The organism is Yinghuangia aomiensis, assembly GCF_039542225.1.
In the GTDB taxonomy this organism is placed as follows: Bacteria; Actinomycetota; Actinomycetes; order Streptomycetales; family Streptomycetaceae; genus Yinghuangia; species Yinghuangia aomiensis.
The window spans coordinates 157,080-182,766 of sequence record NZ_BAABHS010000007.1; the positions used below are offsets into that span (position 1 = coordinate 157,080).

The 25,687-nt window shown below is 71.4% G+C and carries 20 protein-coding genes; 9 read left to right on the forward strand and 11 right to left on the reverse strand.

Annotation, left to right across the window (positions count from 1 at the left end; all coding sequences use genetic code 11):
• Positions 1 to 26 precede the first annotated feature (26 nt).
• Positions 27 to 2,786, reverse strand: coding sequence for a bifunctional acetate--CoA ligase family protein/GNAT family N-acetyltransferase (locus ABEA93_RS11755; RefSeq protein WP_345675372.1), 2,760 nt, complete (start codon positions 2,784 to 2,786; stop codon positions 27 to 29).
• Between the two features lie 406 nt (positions 2,787 to 3,192).
• On the opposite strand from ABEA93_RS11755, the gene ABEA93_RS11760 reads away from it, so the two are divergent.
• The 3 genes from ABEA93_RS11760 (at position 3,193) to ABEA93_RS11770 (ending at position 5,550) form a co-directional block, all read left to right on the forward strand.
• Positions 3,193 to 4,011, forward strand: a complete 819-nt coding sequence (locus ABEA93_RS11760; protein WP_345675373.1) for a hypothetical protein — start codon at positions 3,193 to 3,195, stop codon at positions 4,009 to 4,011.
• A gap of 210 nt (positions 4,012 to 4,221) precedes the next feature.
• Positions 4,222 to 4,560, forward strand: a complete 339-nt coding sequence (locus ABEA93_RS11765; RefSeq protein ID WP_345675374.1) for a VOC family protein — start codon at positions 4,222 to 4,224, stop codon at positions 4,558 to 4,560.
• Positions 4,561 to 4,875: 315 nt separating this feature from the next.
• On the forward strand, positions 4,876 to 5,550 hold the full coding sequence (locus ABEA93_RS11770; protein WP_345675375.1) for a hypothetical protein: 675 nt from the start codon (positions 4,876 to 4,878) through the stop codon (positions 5,548 to 5,550).
• Between the two features lie 84 nt (positions 5,551 to 5,634).
• Here the strand turns inward: ABEA93_RS11770 and ABEA93_RS11775 are convergent, their stop codons facing one another.
• From ABEA93_RS11775 to ABEA93_RS11790, 4 genes are all read right to left on the reverse strand, one after another.
• Complete coding sequence (locus ABEA93_RS11775) at positions 5,635 to 8,031, reverse strand: HAD-IC family P-type ATPase (protein ID WP_345675376.1); 2,397 nt, start codon at positions 8,029 to 8,031, stop codon at positions 5,635 to 5,637.
• 205 nt (positions 8,032 to 8,236) lie between these two features.
• Positions 8,237 to 9,598: a M16 family metallopeptidase gene (locus ABEA93_RS11780; RefSeq protein WP_345675377.1), complete on the reverse strand. Its 1,362-nt coding sequence runs from the start codon at positions 9,596 to 9,598 to the stop codon at positions 8,237 to 8,239.
• Positions 9,598 to 10,938, reverse strand: coding sequence for a M16 family metallopeptidase (locus ABEA93_RS11785; protein ID WP_345675378.1), 1,341 nt, complete (start codon positions 10,936 to 10,938; stop codon positions 9,598 to 9,600). Before ABEA93_RS11785 ends, ABEA93_RS11780 begins: the two co-directional genes overlap by 1 nt.
• A 177-nt stretch (positions 10,939 to 11,115) precedes the next feature.
• Positions 11,116 to 11,361 carry a DUF2630 family protein gene (locus tag ABEA93_RS11790; RefSeq protein WP_345675379.1) on the reverse strand — a complete coding sequence of 82 codons (246 nt, stop codon included), beginning with the start codon at positions 11,359 to 11,361 and terminating at the stop codon, positions 11,116 to 11,118.
• Between the two features lie 221 nt (positions 11,362 to 11,582).
• Here ABEA93_RS11790 and ABEA93_RS11795 point away from each other — a divergent pair, with 221 nt between their 5' ends.
• From ABEA93_RS11795 to ABEA93_RS11810, 4 genes are all read left to right on the forward strand, one after another.
• Positions 11,583 to 14,048: a DNA gyrase/topoisomerase IV subunit A gene (locus tag ABEA93_RS11795; RefSeq protein ID WP_345675380.1), complete on the forward strand. Its 2,466-nt coding sequence runs from the start codon at positions 11,583 to 11,585 to the stop codon at positions 14,046 to 14,048.
• A gap of 168 nt (positions 14,049 to 14,216) precedes the next feature.
• The gene (locus ABEA93_RS11800; RefSeq protein ID WP_345675381.1) at positions 14,217 to 14,678 is read left to right on the forward strand and encodes an SRPBCC domain-containing protein; all 462 of its coding nucleotides are present in this window, start codon (positions 14,217 to 14,219) and stop codon (positions 14,676 to 14,678) included.
• Positions 14,675 to 15,040 (forward strand): ArsR/SmtB family transcription factor, encoded by a 366-nt coding sequence (locus ABEA93_RS11805; RefSeq protein WP_345675382.1) that lies wholly within the window; start codon positions 14,675 to 14,677, stop codon positions 15,038 to 15,040. The genes ABEA93_RS11800 and ABEA93_RS11805 overlap by 4 nt, the downstream gene beginning before the upstream one ends.
• 60 nt (positions 15,041 to 15,100) lie before the next feature.
• Positions 15,101 to 15,538, forward strand: a complete 438-nt coding sequence (locus ABEA93_RS11810) for an SRPBCC family protein (RefSeq protein ID WP_345675383.1) — start codon at positions 15,101 to 15,103, stop codon at positions 15,536 to 15,538.
• Positions 15,539 to 15,651: 113 nt separating this feature from the next.
• Here the strand turns inward: ABEA93_RS11810 and ABEA93_RS11815 are convergent, their stop codons facing one another.
• Entirely contained in the window at positions 15,652 to 16,128 is a 477-nt protein-coding gene (locus ABEA93_RS11815) for a phosphohydrolase (protein ID WP_345675384.1), read from the reverse strand.
• A 185-nt stretch (positions 16,129 to 16,313) separates the two neighbouring features.
• Here ABEA93_RS11815 and ABEA93_RS11820 point away from each other — a divergent pair, with 185 nt between their 5' ends.
• Positions 16,314 to 17,225, forward strand: coding sequence for a ferredoxin family protein (locus tag ABEA93_RS11820; protein ID WP_345675385.1), 912 nt, complete (start codon positions 16,314 to 16,316; stop codon positions 17,223 to 17,225).
• Between the two features lie 43 nt (positions 17,226 to 17,268).
• Here ABEA93_RS11820 and ABEA93_RS11825 read toward each other — a convergent pair whose 3' ends face one another.
• From ABEA93_RS11825 to ABEA93_RS11835, 3 genes are all read right to left on the reverse strand, one after another.
• Positions 17,269 to 18,906 carry a solute symporter family protein gene (locus ABEA93_RS11825; protein WP_345675520.1) on the reverse strand — a complete coding sequence of 546 codons (1,638 nt, stop codon included), beginning with the start codon at positions 18,904 to 18,906 and terminating at the stop codon, positions 17,269 to 17,271.
• Positions 18,907 to 18,908: 2 nt separating this feature from the next.
• Positions 18,909 to 19,358, reverse strand: a complete 450-nt coding sequence (locus ABEA93_RS11830) for a DUF485 domain-containing protein (RefSeq protein ID WP_425584911.1) — start codon at positions 19,356 to 19,358, stop codon at positions 18,909 to 18,911.
• Between the two features lie 270 nt (positions 19,359 to 19,628).
• On the reverse strand, positions 19,629 to 21,740 hold the full coding sequence (locus ABEA93_RS11835; RefSeq protein WP_345675386.1) for a DNA gyrase/topoisomerase IV subunit B: 2,112 nt from the start codon (positions 21,738 to 21,740) through the stop codon (positions 19,629 to 19,631).
• 482 nt (positions 21,741 to 22,222) lie between these two features.
• Here ABEA93_RS11835 and ABEA93_RS11840 point away from each other — a divergent pair, with 482 nt between their 5' ends.
• Positions 22,223 to 22,453, forward strand: a complete 231-nt coding sequence (locus tag ABEA93_RS11840; protein ID WP_345675387.1) for a DUF7455 domain-containing protein — start codon at positions 22,223 to 22,225, stop codon at positions 22,451 to 22,453.
• Between the two features lie 201 nt (positions 22,454 to 22,654).
• Here ABEA93_RS11840 and ABEA93_RS11845 read toward each other — a convergent pair whose 3' ends face one another.
• Together ABEA93_RS11845 and ABEA93_RS11850 are read right to left on the reverse strand one after the other, a co-directional pair.
• A complete protein-coding gene (locus ABEA93_RS11845; protein WP_345675388.1) occupies positions 22,655 to 23,596 on the reverse strand; it encodes a S1 family peptidase in 942 nt (313 codons plus the stop codon).
• Between the two features lie 398 nt (positions 23,597 to 23,994).
• On the reverse strand, positions 23,995 to 25,563 hold the full coding sequence (locus tag ABEA93_RS11850; RefSeq protein ID WP_345675389.1) for an RNA polymerase sigma factor: 1,569 nt from the start codon (positions 25,561 to 25,563) through the stop codon (positions 23,995 to 23,997).
• Positions 25,564 to 25,687: the final 124 nt, after the last annotated feature.

A 25,687-nucleotide genomic window follows, 5' to 3' on the forward strand; every position in this document is an offset into this window, starting at 1 on the left:
CCAAGCCTCGTCGTTCGTGTCGCCGATCAGTATGGATTGCGCATGGCCCGCGGCCCCAGGTCCGTCCGGGCCGGCGGTCGGGACAGCCGAACACGCGCGTCGAGCACGGTCAACCCGCCTTCGGTCACCACCACCGGGTCGAGCTGTACCGAGGTGACGTGCGGCAGGTCGTCGGCGAGCTGCGAGAGCCGCAGCAGGAGTTCCTCCAGTGCCGCCACGTCGACGGGCGGCGCCCCGCGGTAGCCGAACAGCACCGGTGCCGCGCGGATGTCCCGGACCAGGTCGGCGACGTCCTGGTCGGTGGCGGGGACGAGCCGGTGCGCGACGTCGCCGAGCAGTTCCGACGCCGGTCCGGCCAGGCCGAAGTGCAGCAGGGTGCCGAAGGATTCGTCGTAGGTGAGGCCGACGGTCGTGGCGACGCCGCGCGGTGCCATGCGCTGCACGACGAGGCGGGCCTGGTCGGGGCCGCCGAGGCGGGCGGACATCCGGCGGAAGGCGCGGCGGAGGCCGACTTCGGTGCCGAGGTCGAGGCGTACGCCGTCCAAGTCGACGCGGTGGCGCAGGTGTTCGGCGATGGTCTTGAGGACGACGGGGTAGCCGAGCTGTTCCGCGGCGGCGATGGCGGCGTCTTCGCTGTCGACGCGGATGGCGGGGCTGGGGTGGATGCCGTAGCAGCCGAGGAGTTCGGCGGTTTCGCTCGGGGACAGTCCGGCGGCGTCCGCGGCGCCGAGGCGGGCGCGGACGAGGGAGCGCGCGGCGTCGGCCTGGACGTCGTCGAAGTCCACATGTTCGCCGGCGGGGCGGCGGCGCCAGGCGGCATAGCGGACGACTTCGGCGAGGGCGCGGACGGCGTTCTCGGGTGCCGGGTAGGAGGGTACGGAGCCCTGGGCGGGGATGCCGTCGGGGTCGAGGCGGCGGAGTTGGTCGGGCAGGCCCTCGTGGGCGAGGTAGGTCGCGAGGAGGGGTTTGCCGACGGCGACGGCGCGTTCGGCCATGTCCGCGATGACGCGGGCGACGTCGTCGCCGTGGGTGGTGAGGGGCGGGATGAAGACGGTGACCACCGCGTCGACGTCGTCGGCGTCGAGGCTGTCGCCGAGGGCTTTGCGGAAGTCGTCGGGGGTGGCCGAGGTGGTGAGGTCGACGGGTCGCAGCGGGTCCAGCCCGGCGCTGGTGGCGGCGTCCTGGGCGAGGAGGCCCAGGGAATCGGAGTTGCCGACGATGGCGACGCGGCCGCCCGCGGGCAGCGGTTGGTAGGCGAGGAGTTGGGCCACGTCGAACATTTCGGCGACGGTGGGCACCCGGATGACGCCGGCTTGGCGGAAGAGCGAGTCGACGGCTTTGTCGTCGAGGGTCAGCGCGCGCGTCGCGTGCCCGAGCGGGATGCGCTGCGCGTGGTGGAGGCTCTTGACCGCGACGACGGGCTTGGTGCGCGCCACGCGCCGCGCGAGGCGGGTGAACTTGCGCGGGTTGCCGAGGGATTCGAGGTGCAGGAGGACGACGTCGGTGGCCGGGTCGTCTTCCCAGTACTGGAGGAGGTCGTTGCCGGAGACGTCGGCGCGGTTGCCCGCCGAGACGAACGTGGAGAGTCCGATGCCGCGGTTGACGGTGGATTCGAGGATCGCGATGCCGAGGGCGCCGGACTGGGCGAACATCCCGACGCGGCCGCGGCGCGGCATACGCGGCGAGAGGCTGGCGTTGACGCCGACGGCGGGGTCGGTGTTGAGGATGCCGAGGCAGTTCGGGCCGATGACGCGCATGCCGAGGCTGCGGGCGGTGATGACGAGGCGGCGCTGCCGGGCCCGGCCTTCGGGTCCGGTCTCGGCGAATCCGGAGGAGACGACGACCAGTCCGCGGACGCTTTTGCGGCCGCATTCGACGACGACGTCCTGGACCGCGGGCGCGGGGACGGCGACGACGGCGAGGTCGACGCTGTCGGGGATGTCGCGGACCGACGCGTAGGAGGGGAAGCCTTCGATGGGCTCGCCGGACGCGGACGGGTTGACGGCGTAGACGGGCCCGGTGAAGCCGCTCGCGGCGAGGTTGCGCAGGAGCGTGTTGCCGACGGTGCCTTCGTGGCGTCCGGCGCCGACGACGGCGACCGACCGCGGGTTGAGGAGGCGTCCGGTGGAGCCCGCTTCGGCGCGGTGCTCGCGGGCGAGCATGACGGCCGTGGAGGTGTCGGTGGGCCGGAGGTCGAGGGTGAGGCGGACGACGCCGTCTTCGAAGGCGGACTGCTGGGTGTAGCCGGCTTCGGTGAAGACCTTGATCATGCGCCGGTTGGACGGCAGCACGTCGGCGACGAACTTGCGGATGCCGCGTTCCCGGGCGACGTCGGCGATGTGCTCCAAGAGGACGGAAGCGACGCCGCGGCCCTGCTGGTCGTCCTGGACGAGGAAGGCGACTTCGGCGGTGGAGGACCGGCCGCCGGGGCCGGTGCGGACCGCGCGGCCGTCCGGACCGATGCGGTCGTAGCGGACGATCGCCACCATGTTGCCGCCGGAGAACAGGCCGAGGCCCACGCGGTCGACCCAGTCGTGGTGGGTGAAGTGGCGGACGTCGCGTTCGGAGAGCCGCGGATAGGGCGTGAAGAACCGCAGGTACTTCGACTCGTCGGAGACGCGGGCGTAGAAGTCGACGAGGCGTTGCGCGTCGTCGGGCCCCACGGGGCGCACGTGGGCGGTCGCGCCGTCGCGGAGGACGACGTCGGCTTCCCAGTGCGCGGGATAGGCCGGCGGTGCGGGTGGCCGCTGGGCGGGCGGGGTGGTCGGCGGGTCTGTCGGCTCCACGCTGTCGACACTAAGCCACGCGCGTGCGGTGCAGCGAGGAGGTGTCCGGGTGGCGAAGCGGCGCGCGGGTCCGGGACGAGGAGCGGCCGGAGGCCTGGCGCGAAGGTCGGCGCGCAGGATGGCGCGAGGCATGGCGCAAGGTGTGTGGAAAACCCTCTCGCTGAACGCGATGACGCCCCGCTACCGTCCGAGTACGGTGTCGGATGATTTCGACGGGGGTCCGGGGGGCGACGTGCGGCAAGGCAAGACGGGTCGGATGGCGGCGGTCGCGTGTGCGACGGCCGGCGCGGTGACGGCATTGACGGTGTTGAGCGGGTGCAGTTCGGCAACCGACGTGAAGAAGGCCGGGGCGAGTGCGTCGTCCTCGGAAAGCTCCGCCGTGCCGTCCGCGCCGCCGGAGCCGACGGTGCCCCCGAAACCGGCGGCGGTCAGTCCCGCGGAGTTCGCGCAGGCCTTGGCGAACGTGGATGCCGCGATCGCGCCCGGCTTCACCCAGCTCAAGGCGGCCGACACCCCGAAGGAGCTCTCCGCGGCACTCGACGCCGCGGCCGAAGGCGCCCGGTCCGCGGCGGACGCGTTCGAGCAGGTCGCCCCGCCGGAGACGGCGATCTCCGCGGCCAGCTCGCTGCGCAACGCGCTCGTGGAGCTGCCGGGCGATCTGGACGGCCTGTCGACGGCGGCGTCGAAGAACAAGGTGTGCACGGCCGCGTCCGGCGTCCCGGAGGCGTCCAAGCTGGGCGGGCTGTCGGCGCTGCGGGATGCGGCGGCGGCGCTGGCCGCGGTGGATCCCACGTACAAGGTCGGCACGTTCGCGCCCGCGGCGCAGGACGAGCCGAGCCGGCAGGGCAGCACCGGGCAGTTGAGCGGCGGGCAGCGCGGCGGTCTGGGCGAGCTGACCGTGAAGAACGAGTCGGGGGCCGAGGACGCCCTGGTGAAGCTGACGAACGGCGACAAGACCGTGCGCGAGGTCTACGTGCGCGGCGGCGACGAGACCACGGTCAAGGGCATCCCGGACGGCACGCTGACCGCGTACTACGCGACGGGGACGGACTGGGACGGGGACGCGAAGAAGTTCACGCGCTCCTGCGCGTTCCAGAAGTTCGACGACACGCTGTCGTACGAGACGACGCGGACCCAGTACACGACCTACAGCCTGACCCTCTACACGATCGCCGGCGGCAACGCGACGATCAGCGACATCCCGCCGGACCAGTTCCCGAGCTGACCCGGCCGGTGCCGCCCGCACGCACGGTGACCGGTGTCACCGTGCGCGGCGGGCCCGTCACCGGAGCTGATCTGATAGACCATCAGAAGCTGTGGCCGGGTGCCGCAGTCCGGCCGCCGCCGGGCCCGTACCGGGGCCGGCCCGGCGTCCGTGAACTTGTCCGTTCCATTCCGAGGCCCCGGTCCGCCGGGGCCCGCGCAGGAGGTCGCCATGTCCGCCCAGGGCCTGTCCGCCGCGTTCCCCGTCGCCGACATGACCGCCGCGGTCGCGTTCATGAGCGCGGTGCTCGGCACCGAGCCGACGTTCGTGGACGGCGACCGGTGGGCGCAGTTCGACGTCAACGGCAACCGCCTGGCGCTGTCCGGCACGGACCGCGAGGGCGAGGGCGCGTCGGTGATGGTCAAGGTCGCCGACCTCGACGCCGCTCTGGCCCCGCTCCGCGAGGCCGGCTTCAAGGTCGCCGACCCGGTCGAGGGCCCCCACGAGGTCCGCGCCCAGGTCGTCGGCCCCGACGGCTGGGCGGCGGTGCTGTACCAGCCGCGCAAGTAGCGCGGGAGCGGCACGGCGCCGCGGCGGGCAGCCGCCGCGGCCCGCCGGCGCACCCCACCGGCCGGCCCGCTTTTGCGCAGGTCACGAACCGGACGCGGACGGAACGCGTCGCGGTTCCCGTCCGTCTCAGGTCGTGTACGGCCCCGCTCGTGCGAGCCGGGGCGTGGTCCTGGTGCCGTGCGGAGGCGCGGTCATGGGGGTGGAGTGATGCGCAGCGGGGGAAAGCGGAAGGCGGTCGGCGTCGGGGCGTCCGTGCTGGCGGCGGTTGTGGTCACGGGGTGTGGGAGCGGGGGCGGAAACGCCGGGGGCGGGTCGGTGTTCGGGCCGGACGACAAGGGCTCCGGATCGGCTTCCCCGTCGGCCGAGCCGGACGATTCGTCGCCGGCGCCGAAGGATCCCTATCTGTCCCAGGCCGAGCTGGAGGACGCGATCCTGACCGCGGCCGATCTGGGGCCGGGTTGGACGCGCATGCCGGTGCAGACGAGCGCGGGGACGGGCAAGGCGCAGCCGACCGCGGCGGATGCGGCGCTGCGGGCGAACTGCCCGCCGTACCGCGAGCAGAACAACGCGTCGTCGTCCCCGGCGGCGCGGTATCTGTCGGCGAGCTTCACGGCGCCCAAGAACGCCGATGTCCCGTACCTCGAGTACGAGCTGACGATCACCGTCCGGCAGCGTTCCGCCGCGGATCTGGCCAAGGCCGTGGAGTACGGGCGCCGTTCCGGCGTCGAGTGCAAGAACATGCCGGTGGCGGAGCCGGGGAACCCGTACACGCTGGACTACAGCGCGCTGAAGAACCTGCCGCCGTACGGGGACGAGGCCGCCGGGCTGTACGAGACCGCGCAGAACGCGACGGGCCTGAACGCGACGTCGTGGGTGCTCGTGCGGTTCGGCAACACGCTTGTGGAGATCTCGGGCAGCCCGAACGCGGTCGAGGCGTTCATGTCCCCCGCGGTGCTGAAGGTGAAGCGGGCGTTGGACGCGAAGAACTGATCCGCGGGCGAACCGCGGAAAACGCCGGAGGGCGCGGTACGGGAGTCCCGTACCGCGCCCTCCGGCGTCGGCTGGAGCGGCCCGTCAGGCGTCCACGGCCATCCGCCGCCCGATGATCCGCCAGACGATCTCGACGAGCACCGCCGCGACGACCGCGATGCCGACGGCCGTCCACGGCATCGTGGTGCCGACCAGTTTGAGGTCGAAGAACTTCTGCAGCCAGGGCACGCTGATCACCAGGGCGAAGCCGGCCGCCATGGCGCCGACCAGCACGACGCGCCACCAGGTGTAGGGGCGGGCGATGATCGCGAGGACCCACAGGGCGACGAGGAACAGGGTGAGCGTCGCGATCGAGGTCTCGGCGCTGCGGGTTTCCTCGGTGCCGCCGTAGTAGTCGCGGGCGATCATGTAGGCGGTGAAGCACGCGGCGCCGGCGATGACGCCTGCGGGTGCCGCGGTCCGGAGGACGCGGTTGACGAATCCGGTGCGGGCGCGTTCCTTGTTCGGCGCGAGGGCGAGGAAGAACGCCGGGGTGCCGATCGTGAACCAGGCGAGCAGCGTGAGGTGCCGCGGCAGGAACGGGTACGGCACGTTGACGATGACGACGAGGATCGCCAGCAGGACCGCGTAGGCGGTCTTGGTGAGGAACAGGTTCGAGACGCGCTCGATGTTGCCGATGACCCGGCGTCCTTCGCCGACCACCGACGGCAGCGCGGAGAAGCTGTTGTTGAGCAGGACGATCTGGGCGACGCCGCGGGCGGCCTCGCTGCCGGAGCCCATCGCGACGCCGATGTCGGCGTCCTTGAGGGCGAGGACGTCGTTGACGCCGTCGCCGGTCATCGCGACGGTGTGGCCGCGGGACTGCAGGGCGGCGACCATGTCGCGCTTCTGCTGCGGGGTGACGCGGCCGAACACGGTGTTGTTCTCGAGGATGTCCGCCATGGCTTCGCGGTCGTCCGGCAGCGTGCGGGCGTCGACGGGGTGGTCGGCGCCCGGGATGCCGAGCTTGGCCGCGACGGCGCCGACGGAGACCGCGTTGTCGCCGGAGATGACCTTGGTGGCGACGCCCTGGTCGGCGAAGTAGGCGAGGGTGTCCGCGGCGTCGTGGCGCAGCCGCTGTTCGAGCACGACCAGCGCGGCCGGGCGGGCGCTGTCCGCGTCGTAGGGCGCGGCGAGGTCCTCGACGGGGGCGCCGGTGCGGACGAGCAGGAGGACGCGCAGGCCCTGCGAGCCGAGTTCCTCGGCGTCCTTGAGGATGGCGTCGCCGGGCTTGGCGAGCATCTCGGGCGCGCCGAGCAGCCAGGTCTGGCGTTCCCCGTCGACCTCGAAGGTGGCGCCGGAGTACTTGCGGGCGGACGAGAACGGGATGGTCGCCGCGCACGTCCAGCCGGACGGGGCCGGGCACGCGTCGATGATGGCCTGCAGGCTCGCGTTGGGCCGCGGGTCGGTGGTGCCGAGGGCGCCGAGCGCGTCGCGGACCGGGAGGGCGGCGTCCAGCGCGCGGACGTCGGTGACGTTCATGCCGCCTTCGGTCAGCGTGCCGGTCTTGTCCAGGCACACCACGTCGACGCGGGCGAGTCCCTCGATCGCGGGGAGTTCCTGGACCAGGCACTGGCGGCGGCCGAGGCGGATGACGCCGACCGCGAAGGCGAGTGAGGTCAGCAGCACGAGGCCCTCGGGGACCATCGGCACGACGCCCGCGACCATGCGGCGGATCGCCTCGGGGGTGTCGCTCTCGTTGATCCGGTACTGGCTGATGACCAGGGCGATCGCGGTGGGGATCAGCACCCAGGTGACGTACTTGAGGATGGTGCTGATGCCGCCGCGCAGTTCGGAGGCGACCAGGGTGAACCGGGACGCTTCCTCCATGAGCTGGGCGGCGTAGGCGTCCTTGCCGACCCGGGTGGCGCGGAACGCGCCGTTGCCGGCCACCACGAACGAGCCGGACATGATCGGGTCGCCGGGCTTCTTGAGCACCGGGTCGGCCTCGCCGGTCAGCAGCGACTCGTCGACCTCCAGGCCGGCCGCTTCGGTGACGATGCCGTCGACGACGCCCTTGTCGCCCGAACCCAGTTCGATGATGTCGTCGAGGACGATCTCGTCGGCCGACACGGGCACCGTGACGCCGTCGCGGCGCACCCGCGGTTTGGCTTCGCCGATGACCGCGAGGCGGTCGAGGGTCTTCTTGGCGCGGAGTTCCTGGATGATGCCGATGCCGGTGTTGGCGACGATCACGAAGCCGAACAGGCCGTCCTGGATCGGGCCGACGGCCAGGATGATCACGAAGAGCACGCCGATGATGGCGTTGAACCGGGTGAAGACGTTGGCGCGGACGATCTCGCCGACCGAGCGGCTGGACCGGACCGGGACGTCGTTCACCTCGCCGCGCGCCACCCGCTCGGCGACGTCGGCCGCGGAGAGCCCGCGTGTGGTGTCGATCACGCGGCCAGGCGCGTCGTCGGTAGTCGTCTCCTGCGTCATGGACCTCACCGTATGCGGCTGGAAAGGCTGTCGTACAAATCGGGGCGGGCGATCATCCCCGGGAAGCAGCGCGCCTCCGCCGTCGGGGCGACGGCGGAGGCGCACCCAAGTCATCCTTGGGGACTACTTTGCCAGCGATTGGCGTTTGCCGTGCACTCCCCCGGGGGTGGGCGCACGGCTTTCGCCCGGATCCTGACGGTCCGTCCTATTCGACGACCGTCACGGGGCCGAGGCCCAGGCCCTCCAGCGGCCCGCGGATCTGCGCCGCGTCGCCGACCACCACGACGACCAGCCGGGCGGGGTCGAAGCCGGCCACCGCCGCGTCCGACGCGTCCGCCGTGGCGACGTCGGCGAGCTGCCGGTACAGCTCGGGCAGGTAGTCGTCGGCGAGGCGCTGCGCGACGACGTCGGCGAGCGAGTCGGCGACCGCCCGCGACGTCTGGTACTTCAGCGGGGCGACGCCCACCAGGTTCTGCACCGCCGCGTCGCGTTCCTCGCCGGTGAGGCCTTCCGCGGCGAGGGTCTTGAGCACTGCCACCAGGTCGGCGAGCGCCGGGCCGGTGACGTCGGTCTCGACCGAGCCGGTGATGGCCAGCAGCGCGCCGGAGCGCAGCGACTGGTTGAGGGCGCGGATGCCGTAGGTGTAGCCCTTCTCCTCGCGCAGCACCCGGTCCAGGCGCGAGGTGAGGGTGCCGCCCAGGCAGTAGGTGCCGATGGTCAGCGCGGGCCACACCGCGGCGTGCCGGTCCGGGCCGAGGCGGCCGGCCAGCACCTGGGTCTGCACGCTGCCGGGCCGGTCGACGATCACCACGCGCGCGGTGTCGTCGGCGGTGACCGGGGCGATCTCGGTGGCGGGGGCGTCGCTGCCGGTCCACGCGCCGAGGGTGCGTTCGAGGATGCCGTCGAGGTCGACGCCGTCCAGGTCGCCGACCACCACCGCGGTGGCGGTCGCCGGGCGCACGTGGGCGGCGAAGAAGTCGGCGACCGCGGCGCGGTCGACGCGCGCGACGGTGGCCGCGGTGCCCGCCCGCGGCCGCGAGATGCGGGCGTCGGCCGGGAACAGGTCGGCGTACAGCGCGATCGCCGCGCGGCGGGCCGGGTTGGCGAGCTCGTGGACGATCTCGTCGAGGCGCTGGCGCACCAGGCGGTCGACCTCGTCGGCCGGGAACGCCGGGGCGCGGACGGCGTCGGCCATCAGGCCGAGCGCGCGTTCCAGGCGGGACGCGGGCACGTCGAGGGCGACCTGCACGCCGGAGTGGTCGGCGCCCGCGTCCATCGTGGCGCCGCAGCGTTCGAGTTCGGCGGCGAACGTCTCGGCGTCCATCGTGTCGGTGCCCTCGCTCAGCGCGCGGGCCATGATCGTCGCGACGCCGTCGATGCCGTCCGGCTCCGCGTCCAGCGGCGCGTCCAGCAGCAGTTCGACGGCGACGACCTGCTGCCCGGGGCGGTGCACGCGCAGCACGGACAGGCCGTTGGCGAGCTTGCCGCGCTCCGGCGCGGGGAAGGTCCACGCCTTCTCCGGACCGGCGCCGGGGCGGGGGTGGAACACCATGGTGGTCTCGGTCATCAGGCGGCCTGCCCCTCGCGGTCGGTGTCGGAGTCCGGGTCGGTGCCGTCGCTGTCTTCCTCGGCCAGCTCGTAGACCAGCACGGCGCGGTTCTCCGGCAGCAGCCGCCCGGCGACGTCCTTGACCTCCTCGGCGGTGATCTCGAGGACCTGGTCGAGGGCGGTGAACGCGAGCTTCGGGTCGCCGAACAGCACCGCGTACCGGCACAGTTCGTCGGCGCGGCCGCCGACCGTCGCCATCCGGTCCAGCCAACCGCGCTCGATCTGCGCCTGGGCGCGCTCGAGTTCCTCGGCGGTGGGACCCTCCGCGGCGAACCGGGCCAGTTCCTCGTTCACCGCGGCGTCCACGGCCGCGATGTCCGCGTCGCCGGACGCCTTGACGTCCAGCAGCGCGACCGACGGCGCGCCCGCGAGCCGCATGATCCCGAACCCGGCGTAGACCGCCAGCTCGTCGTGCCGCACCAGGCGGCGGTTCAGCCGGCACGCCTCGCCCTCGCCGAGCACGGTGAGCGCGAGTTCCGCGGCGTCCGCCGCGCGGGTGCCGTCCACCGGAAGCCGGTAGGCGGCCATCAGGGACCGCGACGGGACGTCCTCGACGACCGTCTCGCGCAGCTCGCCGCCGATGCTGTCGGGCAGCGCCCCGTCGGCCGGCGTCGGCTTGGCGTCGTGTGCCGGAATCGTGCCGAAGTACTTCTCGACCCACGCGAGCGTCTGCTCCGGGTCGATGTCGCCGACGATCGTCAGCACCGCGTTGTTCGGCGCGTAGTACGTGCGGAAGAACTCCTGGCAGTCCGCCAGCGTCGTGGCGTCCAGATCCGCCATCGAGCCGATCGGCATGTGGTGGTACGGGTGCCCCGCGGGGAACGCCATCGCCACCAGGCGCTCCCACGCCGTGCCGTACGGCACGTTGTCGTAGCGCTGCCGCCGCTCGTTCTTGACCACGTCCCGCTGGTTGTCCAGGCTCTCCTGGGTCAGCGCGGCGAGCAGCCCGCCCATGCGGTCCGCCTCGAGCCACAGCGCCAGTTCGAGCTGGTGCGCCGGCATCGTCTCGAAGTAGTTGGTGCGCTCGAAACTCGTGGTGCCGTTGAGCGAGCCGCCCGCCGACTGCACGAACTCGAAGTGCTGGTTGCCGTGGACATTGGCCGAGCCCTGGAACATCAGATGCTCGAACAGGTGCGCCAGGCCGGTGCGCCCCGGCCGCTCGTGGCGCGAGCCGACGTCGTACCACAGGCACACCGCGGCGACCGGGTCGATGTGGTCTTCCGACAGCACCACCCGCAAGCCGTTGGCGAGCCGGTGCTCGGTCGCCGTGAACGTACCGGCCAGACCAGCCATGCCCATCAGTCCTCTCCGCCGACGCCCCGCGGCCCGCCGCGAGGGGCCGCGCAAGGCGGCCTCCCGCCACCTTACTGAGGCAAACGACGGCGCCCCGGCGACGATGCCGCTGTTCGCGGCGGGCGAATCCGGGAACTCGCGCCGACCGGGGCGGTCCCGGACCGGATCAGGACTCCGCGGCGGCTACTGCTGGTACCCCTCGACCTCGCGCGGCGGCCGCACCGCCGCCTGGTTCGGGTCCTCGCGCACATCGCGCCGGGCCCGCCGCTGCCGCAGCAAATCCCAGCACTGGTCGAGTTCCACCTCGATCTGGTGGAGCAGCTGCTGCTCCTCCTCGGCGGTGATCTTCCCGGAGGCGAGCTGCTCGCGCAGCGCGTGCTCGGTGTCGACCATGGACTTGATCCGGTCGAGGATCTGCGGGTCTTCCATGCGGGCCTCCGTCGTGACCGATGCGGCGAACCTTCTGTTGAACACAGCTGAACACCGCCGCAGGCAGGTGAACCGTGCCGAAGCCGTGTTCGCATATGTCATACGAACACCGGCCCATTCCCCGTTCCATGGCATCCTCATGCCGGGTCGCTGCACCCGGGTGTCGCACCAGGGGGACACAATGGGCGCGACCGCCTCAAGCCTAAGGAGCCAGCCGCAGTATGGCCCGCCGCAGCACGAAGACGCCTGGCCAGGACCAGCCCGACGATTTCGAGGAACGCATCCTCGACATCGACGTCGTCGACGAGATGCAAAGCTCGTACCTGGAGTACGCGTATTCGGTCATCTACTCGCGCGCCATTCCGGACGCGCGGGACGGGCTCAAGCCCGTGCACCGCCGGATCCTCTACCAGGCCAACGAAATGGGGCTGCGCCCCGACCGCGGGTACGTCAAGTGCGCGCGCGTGGTCGGCGAAGTCATGGGCCGCCTGCATCCGCACGGCGACACCGCCATCTACGACGCGCTGGTCCGGATGGCCCAGCCGTTCTCGATGCGGCTGCCGCTCGTGGACGGGCACGGCAACTTCGGGTCGCTCGGCAACGACGACCCGCCCGCCGCCATGCGCTACACCGAGTGCCGCCTGCCCGCCCCGGCGATGCTCATGGTCGAGTCGATCGACGAAGACACCGTCGACTTCACACCCAACTACGACGGCCAGGAGCAGGAACCGCAGGTCCTCCCCGCGTCGTTCCCGAACCTGCTGGTCAACGGGACGACCGGCATCGCGGTCGGCATGGCGACGAACATGCCGCCGCACAACCTCGCCGAGGTCGTGGCCGCCGCCCGCGAGCTGATCCGCCGCCCGCACGCCACGCTCGACGACCTGATGAAGCACATCCCCGGCCCCGACCTGCCGACCGGCGGACGGGTCGTCGGGCTGGGCGGCATCCGGGACGCCTACGAGGGCGGCCGCGGCACCTTCAAGATCCGCGCCACCGCGACCGTGGAGAACGTCACCCCGCGCCGCCGCGGCATCGTGGTCACCGAACTCCCCTACAACGTGGGCCCGGAGAAGGTGATCGCCAAGGTCAAGGAGCTGGTGCAGAGCAAGAAGATCCAGGGCATCTCCGACCTCAAGGACCTCACCGACCGCGCGCACGGCCTGCGCCTGGTCATCGAGGTCAAGAACGGCTTCAACCCGGAAGCCATCCTCGAGCAGCTCTACAAGCTGACGCCGATGGAAGAAACCTTCGGCATCAACAACGTCGCCCTCGTCGACGGCCAGCCGCTCACCCTCGGCCTCAAGGAACTCCTCGAGGTCTACCTCGACCACCGCTTCGAGGTGGTGCGCCGCCGCAGCGAGCACCGCCGCCGCAAGCGCCAGGACCGCCTGCACCTGGTCCTCGGTTTGCTCGTCGCGCTCGTCGACATCGACCGCGTCATCGAGCTGATCCGCAGCAGCGACAACGCCGCCCAGGCCAAGGAACGCCTGATGGAGACCTTCGGGCTCTCCGACATCCAGGCCACCTACATCCTCGACACGCCGCTGCGCCGACTGACCCGGTTCGACCGGATCGAGCTGGAGAGCGAACGCGACCGGTTGGAGGAGGAGATCGCCGAGCTGACCGCGATCCTCGACTCGGACCAGCGGCTCCGCAAGATCGTCTCGGACGAGCTGGCCGCGGTGGCGAAGAAGCACGGCACGCCGCGGCGCACCGTGCTGCTGGAATCGGCGGGCGCGCCGGCGACGGCGGTGCCGCTGGAGGTCACCGACGACCCGTGCCACGTGCTGCTGTCGTCGACCGGCCTGCTCGCCCGCACCGCGGGCGGCGACCCGCTGCCCGTCGAGGGCAGCCGGCACAAGCACGATCTGGTGGTCTCCGCGATCACCGCGACGGTGCGCGCCGAGATCGGCGTGGTCACCGACACCGGGCGGCTGCTGCGGGTCAACGTCGTCGACCTGCCCGCGCTGCCGCCGAGCAGCGTGGCGCCGAACCTGTCGGGCGGCGCGCCGATCAGCGAGTTCGCCTCGCTGGAGGCGGACGAGAAGGTCGTCTGCCTGACCACGCTGTCCGCGGACTCGCCGGGCCTCGCGCTCGGCACCCTGCAAGGCGTGGTCAAGCGGGTCATCCCCGACTACCCGACGAACAAGGACGAGCTGGAGGTCATCGCCCTCAAGGACGGCGACCGGATCGTCGGCGGCGTCGAACTCAGGACCGGCGACGAGGACCTGGTCTTCATCACCGACGACGCGCAGCTGCTGCGCTATCCGGCCTCCCTGGTGCGCCCGCAAGGCCGTCCGGCGGCCGGCATGGCGGGTATCAAGGTCGCGGACGGCCGCAAGGTCGTGTCGTTCACCGCGGTCGACCCGGCCGTGGACGCGGTCGTGGTGACCGTGGCGGCGTTCAGCGGCGACGCGCTGTTCGGCGCCGAGCACGGCACCGCGAAGGTCACGCCGTTCGCGGAGTACCCGCGCAAGGGCCGCGCCACCGGCGGGGTGCGCTGCCAGCGCTTCCTCAAGGGCGAGACGGCGCTGTCGGTCGCCTGGGCGGGCCCGACGCCGGTGCGTGCCTCGAACGCCAACGGGATGCCGGTGGAGCTGCCCGAACTCGACCGGCGCCGGGACGGCTCCGGCACGCCGCTGGCCAAGGCGGTCGCTGTGATCGGCGGTCCGGCGGGGGCCTGACCCCGGAGCAGTACCTGCCGACGGCCCGGACGGATTTTCCGTCCGGGCCGTCGGCGTTTCCGCAGGTCGTCGACCTCGCATCCGAATTCACGCAACCAAAGGTTGCGCATTCCCCGACCACCGCCTAAGATCACATGCAACCAAAGGTTGCGAAAGGAGGCGGCCGGTATGGAGTACGGCAGCATCGAACGGGAGATCCACATCGACGCCACCCCCGAGGTGGTCTACGAGGTGGTCAGCAAGCCGGAGCACCTGCGCGAGTGGTGGCCGGACGACGCCGAACTCGACCCCGTCCCGGGCGGCACCGGCCGGATCCGGTTCGGCGACCCGGACTCCCCCGACGCCCAGGGCTCCCCCGTCACCGTCATGGAAGCCGACCCGCCGCGGCGGTTCTCCTTCCGCTGGGTCTACGACGACGACGCGACCGCCGCACCGGACAACTCGCTGCTGGTGACCTTCGACCTGGTCCCGTCCGGCACGGGGACGCTGCTGCGCTTCCGCGAGGACGGCTTCCGCGAACGCGGCTGGGAAGCCGCGGTGCTGGAACAGGCCTACCTCGAACACGCCGAGGGCTGGAACCACTTCCTCCCCCGCCTGGCCGCCTACGCCGCGAAGCTGGCGACGCCATGAGCGTCACCGTCGACGACGACCTCTGGTCGGCGGTCGGCGATCCGATCCGGCGGCGCATGCTCGACCTGCTGCTCGCCGGCGGCGGCGGAACGGCGACCACCCTCAGCGAGCAACTGCCGGTCACCCGGCAGGCCGTCACCAAACACCTGGGCGTGCTCGGCAGGGTCGGACTGGTGCACGGCACCCCGTCCGGCCGGGAACGGCTCTACCACGTCGACGAGGCACAACTGGCGCGCGCCGTCGCGCAGTTGTCCGCCGTCGGCGCCACCTGGGACGCCCGGCTCCAGCGCATCAAGCGCCTCGCCGAGACCATCCAGCGCACCAGGAACAGCCAGGGCACCGATTCCGCCGAGAACGGCTGAACCCCGCACCCGCACCATGCACGGCACGGAAGACACAACGGACGAGAAAGAGGCAATGCCATGGACATTCTGCACAGGGTCGGCGCCAAGGCCTCGCCGGAGACCGTCTACACGGCCCTCACCACGCTGGACGGACTGGCGGACTGGTGGACCGAGGACGTCAAGGGCTCCGCGGACGAGGGCGGCGTCGTCGCCTTCCGCTTCGCCCAGGGCGGTTTCGACATGAAGGTGCTGGAGACCCGGCCCGCCGAAGCGGTGGTCTGGGAGGTCGTCGACGGCCCCGAGGAGTGGATCGGCACCCACATCCGCTTCGACCTCAAGCAGGAGGACGGCTTCACGATCGTGCTGTTCCGGCACGAAGGCTGGCGGGAGGAAGTGGAGTTCATGAGCCACTGCAGCACGAAATGGGCGACCTTCCTGATGAGCCTCAAGCGGCTCGCCGAGACCGGCACCGGCGAACCGGCCCCGCGCGACGTCCAGGTCAGCAACTGGCACTGAGCGACAACCGCCGGCGCCGCGCGGGCCGCATGCCCGCACGGCGCCGGCGTGCGCTCGGACCCGGACCGGCGGCCTTCGGGCCACGCCGTGGCCGGGGATCCACCAGACAAGGCTTAGCTGTGCGCGTAGTCGGCCGCGAACCGCTCCAGCAGGTCCAGCGACCGCTCGTACTTCGCCCGCAGCCGCACCTGCGTGGCGGGGTCGAGCTGCCCCAGCCGCACCTCGGACCGGTTGTCGGCGATGTCGGCGCGCTTCACCACCAGCGCGATCGGGTCCGCGGCCGCCCGCGCCATGCTCGACTCCAGCGGCTCGCGCGGCTCCTTCGACAACGCCACCACCGCGACGACCACCCGCTCCGGGCAGCCCGCGTGGCGCAAGTCGACAGCCGACACCTCGGTGTCCTCGATGACGTCGTGCAGCACCGCCGCCATCTTCGCCGCATCACCGTCCACCGCGGCCATCACCCGCAGCGGGTGGGCGATATAGGGCTTCCCGCCCTTGTCGAGCTGGCCTTCATGCGCGCGCCGCGCAAGCAGCACCGCATCGGCCAACGTGAAGTCCGCGCCGGTATCGCCGGTCTTTCCATCCATGCCGGTGCACTCCCCCGGTCTCGGTCGTCCTCCCACCGTAGCCCTCGGCGATCATCCGGGCCGGACGAGCGCCGCCGGAATACCCGGAAGACCCGGATTCGTCACGGATTATGCGCCGCCTGTCAGGCAAGATGCACACCCGACGCGGATCCTTCCGAAAAGTCGACCATGTACGGTACGCAATCGTGGAGACGACCTGCTCAGTCCTGTCCCGCGAGTACGCCGAGCCCATGGCCGGCACCGCGCCGACCGCGCGCGGCTGGCTGCTCATCGAACACCCGGGCCCGTGGGGCGCCAAGGCGCTCACCGGCAGCCGCGGCCTCGACCCGGACATCGGCCGCGCCGTGGAACGCGCCGCCGCCGCGGCCGGGTTCCGCGCCACCCTGATCCGGTCCACCGGCCGCACCGCCGACCTCGCCGCGCTGCGGACGGTGATCCTGGCGTGGACCGAACCCGGCGCCACGTGGATGCGCCGCTTCACCGTCTCCTCCGCCGAGGAGCTGCGCGACCTCGACTTCGCCGCGCTCGCCGGCCCCGTCGAACCCGCGATCGGCGAACCGTGCACCGACCCGGTCGTCCTGGTGTGCACGAACGGCAAACGCGACCGCTGCTGCGCGACCGAAGGCCGCCCGCTGGCGGAGGCCCTCGCGCACCGGCTGCCCGGACACGTGTGGGAAGCCACCCACCTGGGCGGGCACCGCTTCGCCCCGACCGCGGTCGTCCTCCCCGACGGCTACGTCTACGGCCGCCTCGACCCGGACACCGCCGTCGCGGCCTACGACGCCGCCCGGGCCGGCGGCATGCGGATCGCCGACTGCCGCGGCCGGGCCACCTGGCCGCGCCCCGCGCAGGCCGCGGAACTGGCGGTCCGCGAGGACACCGGCGAGACCGCCGCCGACGTGCTTCGCGTCGCGGCGCCCGTCGAGCACGAGGACGCCGAGCACGTGTGGACCGTGCGCGTGGACCACGTCGACGGCCGCACCTGGACGGTCGAGGTGACCGGCCGCACCGAGGAGCCGCCGCGCCCGGAGAGCTGCGGCAAGGGCTTCGGCAATCCGCTCAGCATGCTGCCGCGCCTGGTGACGCCCGCGCACTGACCGACCGCCCGCCCGCCGACCGGCCGCGCTCCGACCGGGCCGGTCAGTACGCGCCCGCGCCGGTCAGGGAACGGACCTCCATCTCCGCGTACTTCGACGGGTCCGCGGGCACCTTCGCGGTCATCGTGCCGATCCAGCCGCACAGGAATCCGATGGGGATGGACACAATCCCCGGGTTCTCCAGTGGGAACCAGTGGAAGTCCACCCCGGAGACCAGCGGGTTCTTCCCGCCGGACACCACCGGCGAGAACACCACGAGCACCACGGACGAGACAAGGCCGCCGTAGATCGCCCACAGCGTGCCGCGGGTGTTGAACCGCCGCCAGAACAGCGTGAACAGGATCGTCGGCAGGTTGGCCGAGGCCGCCACCGCGAACGCCAGCGCGACCAGGAACGCCACGTTGAGCTTCTGCGCGCTCAGGCTCAGCGCGATCGCGACCGCACCGATCACGATCGCGGACAGCCGCGCCGCGGCGATCTCCTCCTTCTCACTGGCACGGCCCTTGTGGATCACCGAGGCATACAGGTCGTGCGCGGCCGAAGCCGACGACGCCAGCGTCAGCCCCGCCACCACCGCCAGGATCGTCGCGAACGCCACCGCGGCAATCACCGCCAGCAGCACCACGCCGCCCAACGAGTCGCCGCCCCCGCCGAGTTCGCGTGCCAGCAGGGGAAGCGCCGTATTGCCCGCCGCGTTGGACGCGCGGATCTCGTCCGAGCCGAGCACCGCGGCGGCACCGAAGCCCAGCGCGATCGTCATCAGGTAGAACGCGCCGATGAGCCCGATCGCCCACATCACCGACCGGCGCGCGGCCCGCGCCGTCGGCACCGTGTAGAACCGCACCAGGATGTGCGGCAGGCCCGCCGTGCCCAGCACCAGCGCGAGCGCCAGGCTGATGAAGTCGATCCGGCTGGTCAGCGACGTGCCGTACTGCAGGCCCGGGCGCAGGAAGGACTCGCCCTTGCCGCTGGTCTGCGCGGCCGTGTGCAGCATCGCGTTCACGTCGCCGTGGAAGCGCACCAGCACCAGCACCGTCAGCAGCACCGCGCCCGCCATCAGCAGCCCGGCCTTGACGATCTGGATCCAGGTCGTGCCCTTCATGCCGCCGAACGTCACGTAGACGATCATCAGCGCCCCGACCACGACGATCGTGACCGTCTGCGCCGATCCATGGCCGTCGCCCAGCAGCAGCGCCACCAGCGAACCCGCGCCGACCATCTGCGCCACCAGGTACAGGATCGACACGACGATCGACGACGCGCCCGCGGCCGTGCGCACCGGGCGCCGGCTCATCCGGAAGGCGAGCACGTCGGCCATCGTGTAGCGGCCGCAGTTGCGGACGAGTTCGGCGACCAGCATCAGCACGACGAGCCAGGCGACGAGGAACCCGATCGAGTACAGGAACCCGTCGTAGCCGACCAGCGAGATCAGCCCCGCGATGCCGAGGAACGACGCCGCCGACATGTAGTCGCCGGCGATCGCCAACCCGTTCTGCGCCGCGGAGAACGAACGCCCGCCGGTGTAGAAGTCGTTGGCGGTGCGGTTGTGGCGGCTCGCCCACACGGTGATGACCAGCGTGACGGCCACGAAGCCGACGAACAGGCCGATCGTCAGCATGCGGTGGTTGCCGCCGGCCGCCGCCTCGGCGAGCGGGACGGCGGAAGCGGAGGAGGGGGTCATCGTCACCGGAACCGCTCCTGGGTGTCCCAGCGCAGGTCGAGCGCCGCACGGTCGCGCTTGCGGCTCGCATGCCGCGCGTACAGCCACGTGACCGCGAACGTCGAGGCGAACTGCGCCAGCCCGAACGCGAACGCCACGTTGAACTCGCCGACGATCCGGTGCCCCATGAGGCCGCGGGCCATCGTCGACGCGAGCACATAAGCCAGGTACCAGGCCAGGAAAAGCGTCGACATGGGGAACACGAAGTCGCGGTAGCGGCGGCGGATCTCCTGGAACTCCGGACTCGCCTGCACCTGGAGGTACACGTCCGAGCGCACGTCGCCGGCGGGCTCGTGCGGCACCTCGGCCTCGCCGGGCCGCGCGGCGGGCACGGCGGCAGGTGCCGCGGCGGGCGCGGCAGGAACCGCCCCGGCCGTCCCGAACGCCCGGAAGCGGTGCGAACTGGTGGTCACGAAAAGTCTCCTCGTCCGGTGTCCGCCGCCGGATCCGCCTCCCGAACTGCACGGGATCGCGGGGGATCACTCGGGGAAAATACGGGCGGACCGGTCTCAGCATGGTGAGCCGACCCGCCGCACACGGGGACGCGCTCCGGCTATTCACACGAAGGGATGAAAACCGCGCCGAAACGGGGAAGTTCGAGCCGCGGACATGCCGGAGGGCCCGGAACCGACCGGTCCCGGGCCCTCCTTGGTACGTCCTACGCCGCCGCGGCGGCCGCCGCGTCAGGTGTCGATACGCGAACGGTCCAACAGCGTGGCCGAGTTCGTGATGAACTCCTTGCGCGGCGCAACCTCGTTGCCCATGAGCAGGTCGAACACCCGCTCGGCGGCCTCCAGATCGGCCAGGTTGATCCGCCGCAGCATGCGCCGCCGCGGGTCCATCGTGGTCTCCGCCAGCTGGTCCGCGTCCATCTCGCCGAGACCCTTGTACCGCTGGATCGGCTCCTTGTAGCGGGTCCCCTTGCGCTGGAACTCCAGAAGGGTCTGCTTCATCTCGTTGTCGGAGTAGGTGTAGTGGTACTTCTCCTGGCCCTTGCGCGGGTTCGACAACTCGATCCGGTGCAGCGGCGGCACCGCCGCGAACACCCGGCCCGCCTCGATCATCGGCCGCATGTACCGCTGGAACAGGGTCAGCAGCAGCGTGCGGATGTGCGAACCGTCGACGTCCGCGTCCGCCATGAAGATGATCTTGCCGTAGCGGGCCTGGTCGATGTCGAACGTCCGGCCCGAACCCGCCCCTATGACCTGGATGATCGCGGCACACTCGGTGTTCTTGAGCATGTCCGAGACCGAGGCCTTCTGGACGTTCAGGATCTTGCCGCGGATCGGCAGCAGCGCCTGGTACTCCGAGTCGCGCGCCAGCTTCGCCGTGCCGAGCGCGCTGTCGCCCTCGACGATGAACAGCTCGCTGCGCTCCACGTCGTCGCTGCGGCAGTCGGCCAGCTTCGCGGGCAGCGCCGACGTCTCCAACGCGGTCTTCCGGCGCTGCGCGTCCTTGTGCTGGCGCGCCGCGATGCGCGTCCGGGCCGCCGAGACGACCTTGTCCAGCACCGCACGCGCCTGCGCCTTGTGCGCCTTGTTGGCGGCGCCCAGGAACGCCTTCAGCTCGCGCGACACCACGTTCTGCACGATCCGGGCCGCCGCCGAGGTGCCCAGCACCTCCTTGGTCTGCCCCTCGAACTGCGGCTCGGCCAGACGCACGGTCACCACCGCGGTCAGGCCCTCCAGTGCGTCGTCCTTGGTGACGTCGTCCTCGGACACCCGCAGCAGCTTCGCGCTCCGCAGCGCGTCGTTGACGGTCTTGCGCAGCGCCTGTTCGAAGCCGGCGACGTGAGTGCCGCCCTTGGGCGTGGCGATGATGTTGACGAACGACCGGGCCACCGTGTCGTACCCGGTGCCCCAGCGCATCGCCACGTCGACGCCGAGTTCGCGCTGCACTTCGGTGGGCACCATGTGACCGTGGTCGTCGAGGACCGGGACGGTCTCCTTGAACGTGCCCTCGCCGCTGATGCGGATAACGTCGCAAATCGGCCGGTCGGGCGCCAGGAATTCACAGAACTCGCTGATGCCGCCGGAGAAGTGGAATGTCTGCTCGTCGACCGCTTCCGGATTACGCTCATCGCGAACAACGAGAGTGAGTCCGGGCACCAGAAAAGCCGTTTGGCGCGCGCGATTGTGCAGCAGTTCGACGTCGAGGCGGGCGTCCTTGAGGAAGATTTGCCGGTCCGCCCAGTAGCGCACGCGCGTACCGGAGCGGCTGCGCGGCACCTTCTTGGTCTTGCGGAGGCCGCCGCCGGGGGCGAATTTCGCATCCGGTCCGGCGCCCGCGAACTCGCCGGGCGTGCCCCGGCGGAAGCTCACGGCATGCGTCGAGCCGGCCCGGTCCACCTCGACGTCCAAGCGCGCGGAGAGCGCGTTGACCACCGAGGCGCCGACGCCGTGAAGGCCGCCGGAAGCCGCATAGGATCCGCCGCCGAACTTGCCGCCGGCGTGCAGTTTTGTCATCACGACCTCGACGCCGGAGAGTCCGGTCTTCGGCTCGACGTCGACCGGGATACCCCGTCCGTTGTCGATGACTTCGACCGATCCGTCGTCGTGAAGGACCACGTCGATGCGGGTCCCGTAGCCGGCGAGCGCCTCGTCGACCGAGTTGTCGATGATCTCCCACAGGCAGTGCATGAGGCCGCGGCTGTCGGTCGAGCCGATGTACATGCCGGGCCGCTTGCGCACCGCGTCCAGTCCTTCGAGGACCAGCAGGTGCCGTGCCGTGTAGTTGGAGTGGTCGGGCTCGCCCGCCAGCAGCGCGGTCGACTGCGCAGTCGTCTGGGCGGTCACGCGGGGCAACTCCCCTGGGTCGTCGGGTGCGTCGGAATTCCGGCGCACGGGTCCGATGGATGGGCGCCGGGCCGCGCCGAAGGTTCCGGCAGGGTCCGGGTGGTCTCGTGGGGCCGGTACGCGCTCACCGCGGGCCGCGGGCGCGAGCCCCTCCGCGGTGATCACCTGCGCGGCGCCGACGCAAGGCTACCGGTGCGGGGTGACCCTCCGGCGGCGGCTCGCCGCTTCAGACTACCCGAGACTCGAATTTTTGTTCGACACCCGTTCGGCCGAGGGCATGAACCGCCCGGCCACTGGGCACGTCCTTATGCACAGAGACACAACAGAGACGCACATCACGGAAGGATCAGGGCAAGAACTCTGGGAAAATGGGGTGTGCCCAACCGGGGTCGAACATGACACGATCACCCCCGGGAACGTTCGAGGCTGGTTTGATGTTGTGGACATCGAAGGCAGTCCTCGTCGAGTAGAGAAGAGGCGACGTGAATTCGGTTCTGACTCCCGCCAGTCCGTTGACGGCCGCCGACCGTTGTGACCGGTGCGGCGCACAGGCATACCTCCGGGTCGTTCTTGCCAGCGGTGGAGAGCTGCTGTTCTGCGCTCATCACGCACGCAAGTTCGAGCCCGAACTGCGCAAGGTCGCCGTCGAGATACAGGACGAGACCGACCGCTTGACGGCAACTCCGGCCAACGCGTCGGAGGACGAGCGCTGAGTTCGCTCGGACCCACACCCCTTCGACAACCCGACGAGACCCGGTAGGTGCGTTTCCTGAAGAACCCCGAAGGATCGCAGCGGTGGCGGCCACCCGACGGTGGCCGCCACTGTGGTCTTCCCGGGGGCTCTGCAGGGGTCGACCGGGGTCTCACGGGGCACCGCGCGGGGCCCGGAAGGGGCACACGCACGGTGATATGGATCACATCCCGGCGGCTGCCCGGATGTCCGCCGCAAAGGCGGCCACCCGGGTGTAGACGCCGGGCTTCTTCGGCAGCGCGCAGCCGTCGCCCCACGACACGATCCCGGCGAGCCGGCCGTCGATCAGCAGGGGGCCGCCACTGTCCGCGCTGCACGCGTCCTTGCCGCCCTGGGTGAGGCCGGCACAGACCATGTCCGCGGCCACGTACGTCCCGTACACCCCGCCCGGATAGGCGGAGCGGCATGCGGCGTCCGAGGTGACCGGGACGGTCACGGTCCGCAGCACCGGCGAGTAGTCGCCGTTGCCGGTCGTGTCGCCGTAGCCGAGCACCGTCGCAGGCGTGTCCGCGGCGTATACGTTCTCCCCCTGCTCGACCATCGGCAGCGCGGCGGCGTCCAGCGGCTCGGCGAGGGTGAGCACCGCCCAGTCCTTGTCCACGCGCGCCATGTCGAACGACGGGTTCACGTGCACGTCCGTCACGGCGACCTCGTGGCCCGCCGTGGTCCGCAGGTCGGTGCGGCCCTGGATCACCTTGAGGTCGGGGCGCCGGGTCAGCGAGCCGTCCGGCTCGACCATGCAGTGCGCCGCCGTGAGCACCTTCGTCGGCGCGATCAGCGTGCCGCCGCAGAACTGGCCGGACCTCGACGAGCCGTACATCGACCGGCTGGACAGCGCGACCATCCACGGATTGTCCGTGGCGTCCGCGGGAGAACCCCCGATGACGACCCTGGGCGGTCCCTGGGGCGCCTCTTCGGCCGCGCCCGCGGAGGTGTGCCAGGCCGCTGTCGCGGCGACCGCCAGGAGCGCCGCGGTGAACGCGGCCCCCGCCCGGCGCATCCCCCACGCGGTGCCGTGCGCTCGGCCCGGGGCCGGACCGCCGCTGGGCAGCCGCCGCGGCGGACCCGCGTCGTTCCCGCGGGCGGTGCGCGCCGCGTAGCGCACGCGCTCCCGCGGTGCCGCCGTACCCGATGCCGCCGCTTCCCGTGCGCCGTCTGCGCTGTGTGTGCCGCTTGCGCTGTTTACGTCGCTTGCGCCCGTGTCGCGCCCGCTGCCGCCCGGCTCCGGGCAAGCTCCCAGCCCCGTCATCGCCACCGTGTCCTCCATGCCCGTCCTCAGCGACTACGCTCAGTCCTGAATCGATTACCTTCAGGGAACGTCGATCGAAGCGGCCCTGCAACCGGGGCCGAGCGGCATCGCCCGGACGAGTGAACCCCCGTTCGGGGGTCCGGAACGGGCCGGAGAACGCGCCGGAGCCCGGCGGCAACAGCCGCCGGGCTCCGGGATGCGCCGTGTGCCGAACCGGCCCGGAAGCCGGGCCGGTTCCACGGGGTCGCCGCAGGTCAGTCCAGGTAGTCGCGCAGCACCTGGGACCGCGACGGGTGACGCAGCTTCGACATGGTCTTCGACTCGATCTGGCGGATGCGCTCACGGGTGACCCCGTACACCTTGCCGATCTCGTCGAGGGTCTTCGGCTGGCCGTCGGTGAGGCCGAACCGCATCGACACGACGCCCGCTTCGCGCTCGGACAGCGTGTCGAGGACCGAGTGCAGCTGCTCCTGGAGGAGCGTGAAGCTGACCGCGTCGGCGGGGACGACCGCCTCCGAGTCCTCGATCAGGTCGCCGAACTCGCTGTCGCCGTCCTCGCCGAGCGGGGTGTGCAGCGAAATCGGCTCGCGGCCGTACTTCTGGACCTCGATGACCTTCTCGGGGGTCATGTCGAGTTCCTTGGCCAGCTCCTCCGGGGTGGGCTCGCGGCCCAGGTCCTGGAGCATCTGGCGCTGCACGCGGGCGAGCTTGTTGATGACCTCGACCATGTGCACCGGGATGCGGATGGTGCGGGCTTGGTCGGCCATCGCTCGGGTGATGGCCTGCCGGATCCACCACGTGGCGTACGTGGAGAACTTGTAGCCCTTGGTGTAGTCGAACTTCTCGACCGCGCGGATCAGACCGAGGTTGCCCTCCTGGATCAGGTCCAGGAAGAGCATGCCGCGGCCGGTGTAGCGCTTGGCCAGCGAGACCACGAGACGGAGGTTGGCCTCCAGCAGGTGGTTCTTGGCGCGGCGCCCGTCCTCGGCGATGATCTCCAGCTCGATCTTGAGCTTCGGAGCGAGCTTCTCGCCGGAGTTCAGCTTGTCCTCGGCGAACAGGCCGGCCTCGATGCGCTTGGCGAGTTCGACCTCCTGCTCCGCGTTGAGCAGCGGGACCTTGCCGATCTGCTTCAGGTAGTCCTTGACCGGGTCGGCGGTGGCGCCCGCGACGGCGACCTGCTGGGCCGGCGCGTCGTCCTCGTCGTCGTCGGACAGGACGAAGCCCTGGTTCTCGTCCTCGGGCTCGGCGGCGCCGGGCTCGATCGCGATCTCCGGCTCGTCCGTGAGCTCCTCGGCGTCCAGCTCCGGATCGCCCTCGCCCTTGCCCGCGGTGGCCTTCTTGGCCGCGGTCTTCTTCGCCGCGGCCTTCTTGGCCGGGGCGCCGGCGGCCGACTTGGCCGCCGTCTTCTTGGCCGCCGTCTTCGCGGCAGCCTTCGGCTGCTCGGCCGCCTCGGCCTCGGCCGCGGCGGGCGCGGCTGCGGCCGGGGCGGCCGCGCGGGCCGCGGTGCCGGACACGACGGTCTTCGTGGAGGTGCGCTTGGCGGTGCTCTTCGCCGCCACGCTCTTACGGGTGCGCTTGGGGGCCGCTGAATCGGCGGCATTTACCACGATGTCCACACCCTCCTGGTCAAGGACCTGGTTGAGGCTGCGTAGGACGTTCTTCCACTGGGTGGCCGGGATCTGGTCGGCCTCGAACGCCTGGCGAATCTCGTCGCTGGCGATGGACCCCTGAGCCTCACCCCGTTCGATCAACGCCTTGACGTTGACGAAATCGGCGATCTCCGGGGGAAGCGAACGGGATGTGCTGGCCGACACAAACAACCTCTCGACGGATCTGGACGGCGTTCGACATGATCGAGTCGCTCGCCGCCTGGCAAACGACACACAGGCGGGGGCAGAGGTACAGGACGCCCGGTCGCGCAGCGCTGCTGCGGTACTACGCCGG

Coding starts and splice junctions, on each gene's coding strand:
- ABEA93_RS11765 (WP_345675374.1), top strand. CDS start 4,222: ATGTCCGCCCAGGGCCTGTCCGCCGCGTTCCCCGTCGCCGACATGACC.
- ABEA93_RS11775 (WP_345675376.1), bottom strand. CDS start 8,031: ATGACGCAGGAGACGACTACCGACGACGCGCCTGGCCGCGTGATCGAC.
- ABEA93_RS11780 (WP_345675377.1), bottom strand. CDS start 9,598: ATGACCGAGACCACCATGGTGTTCCACCCCCGCCCCGGCGCCGGTCCG.
- ABEA93_RS11785 (WP_345675378.1), bottom strand. CDS start 10,938: ATGGGCATGGCTGGTCTGGCCGGTACGTTCACGGCGACCGAGCACCGG.
- ABEA93_RS11790 (WP_345675379.1), bottom strand. CDS start 11,361: ATGGAAGACCCGCAGATCCTCGACCGGATCAAGTCCATGGTCGACACC.
- ABEA93_RS11795 (WP_345675380.1), top strand. CDS start 11,583: ATGGCCCGCCGCAGCACGAAGACGCCTGGCCAGGACCAGCCCGACGAT.
- ABEA93_RS11800 (WP_345675381.1), top strand. CDS start 14,217: ATGGAGTACGGCAGCATCGAACGGGAGATCCACATCGACGCCACCCCC.
- ABEA93_RS11805 (WP_345675382.1), top strand. CDS start 14,675: ATGAGCGTCACCGTCGACGACGACCTCTGGTCGGCGGTCGGCGATCCG.
- ABEA93_RS11810 (WP_345675383.1), top strand. CDS start 15,101: ATGGACATTCTGCACAGGGTCGGCGCCAAGGCCTCGCCGGAGACCGTC.
- ABEA93_RS11815 (WP_345675384.1), bottom strand. CDS start 16,128: ATGGATGGAAAGACCGGCGATACCGGCGCGGACTTCACGTTGGCCGAT.
- ABEA93_RS11825 (WP_345675520.1), bottom strand. CDS start 18,906: ATGACCCCCTCCTCCGCTTCCGCCGTCCCGCTCGCCGAGGCGGCGGCC.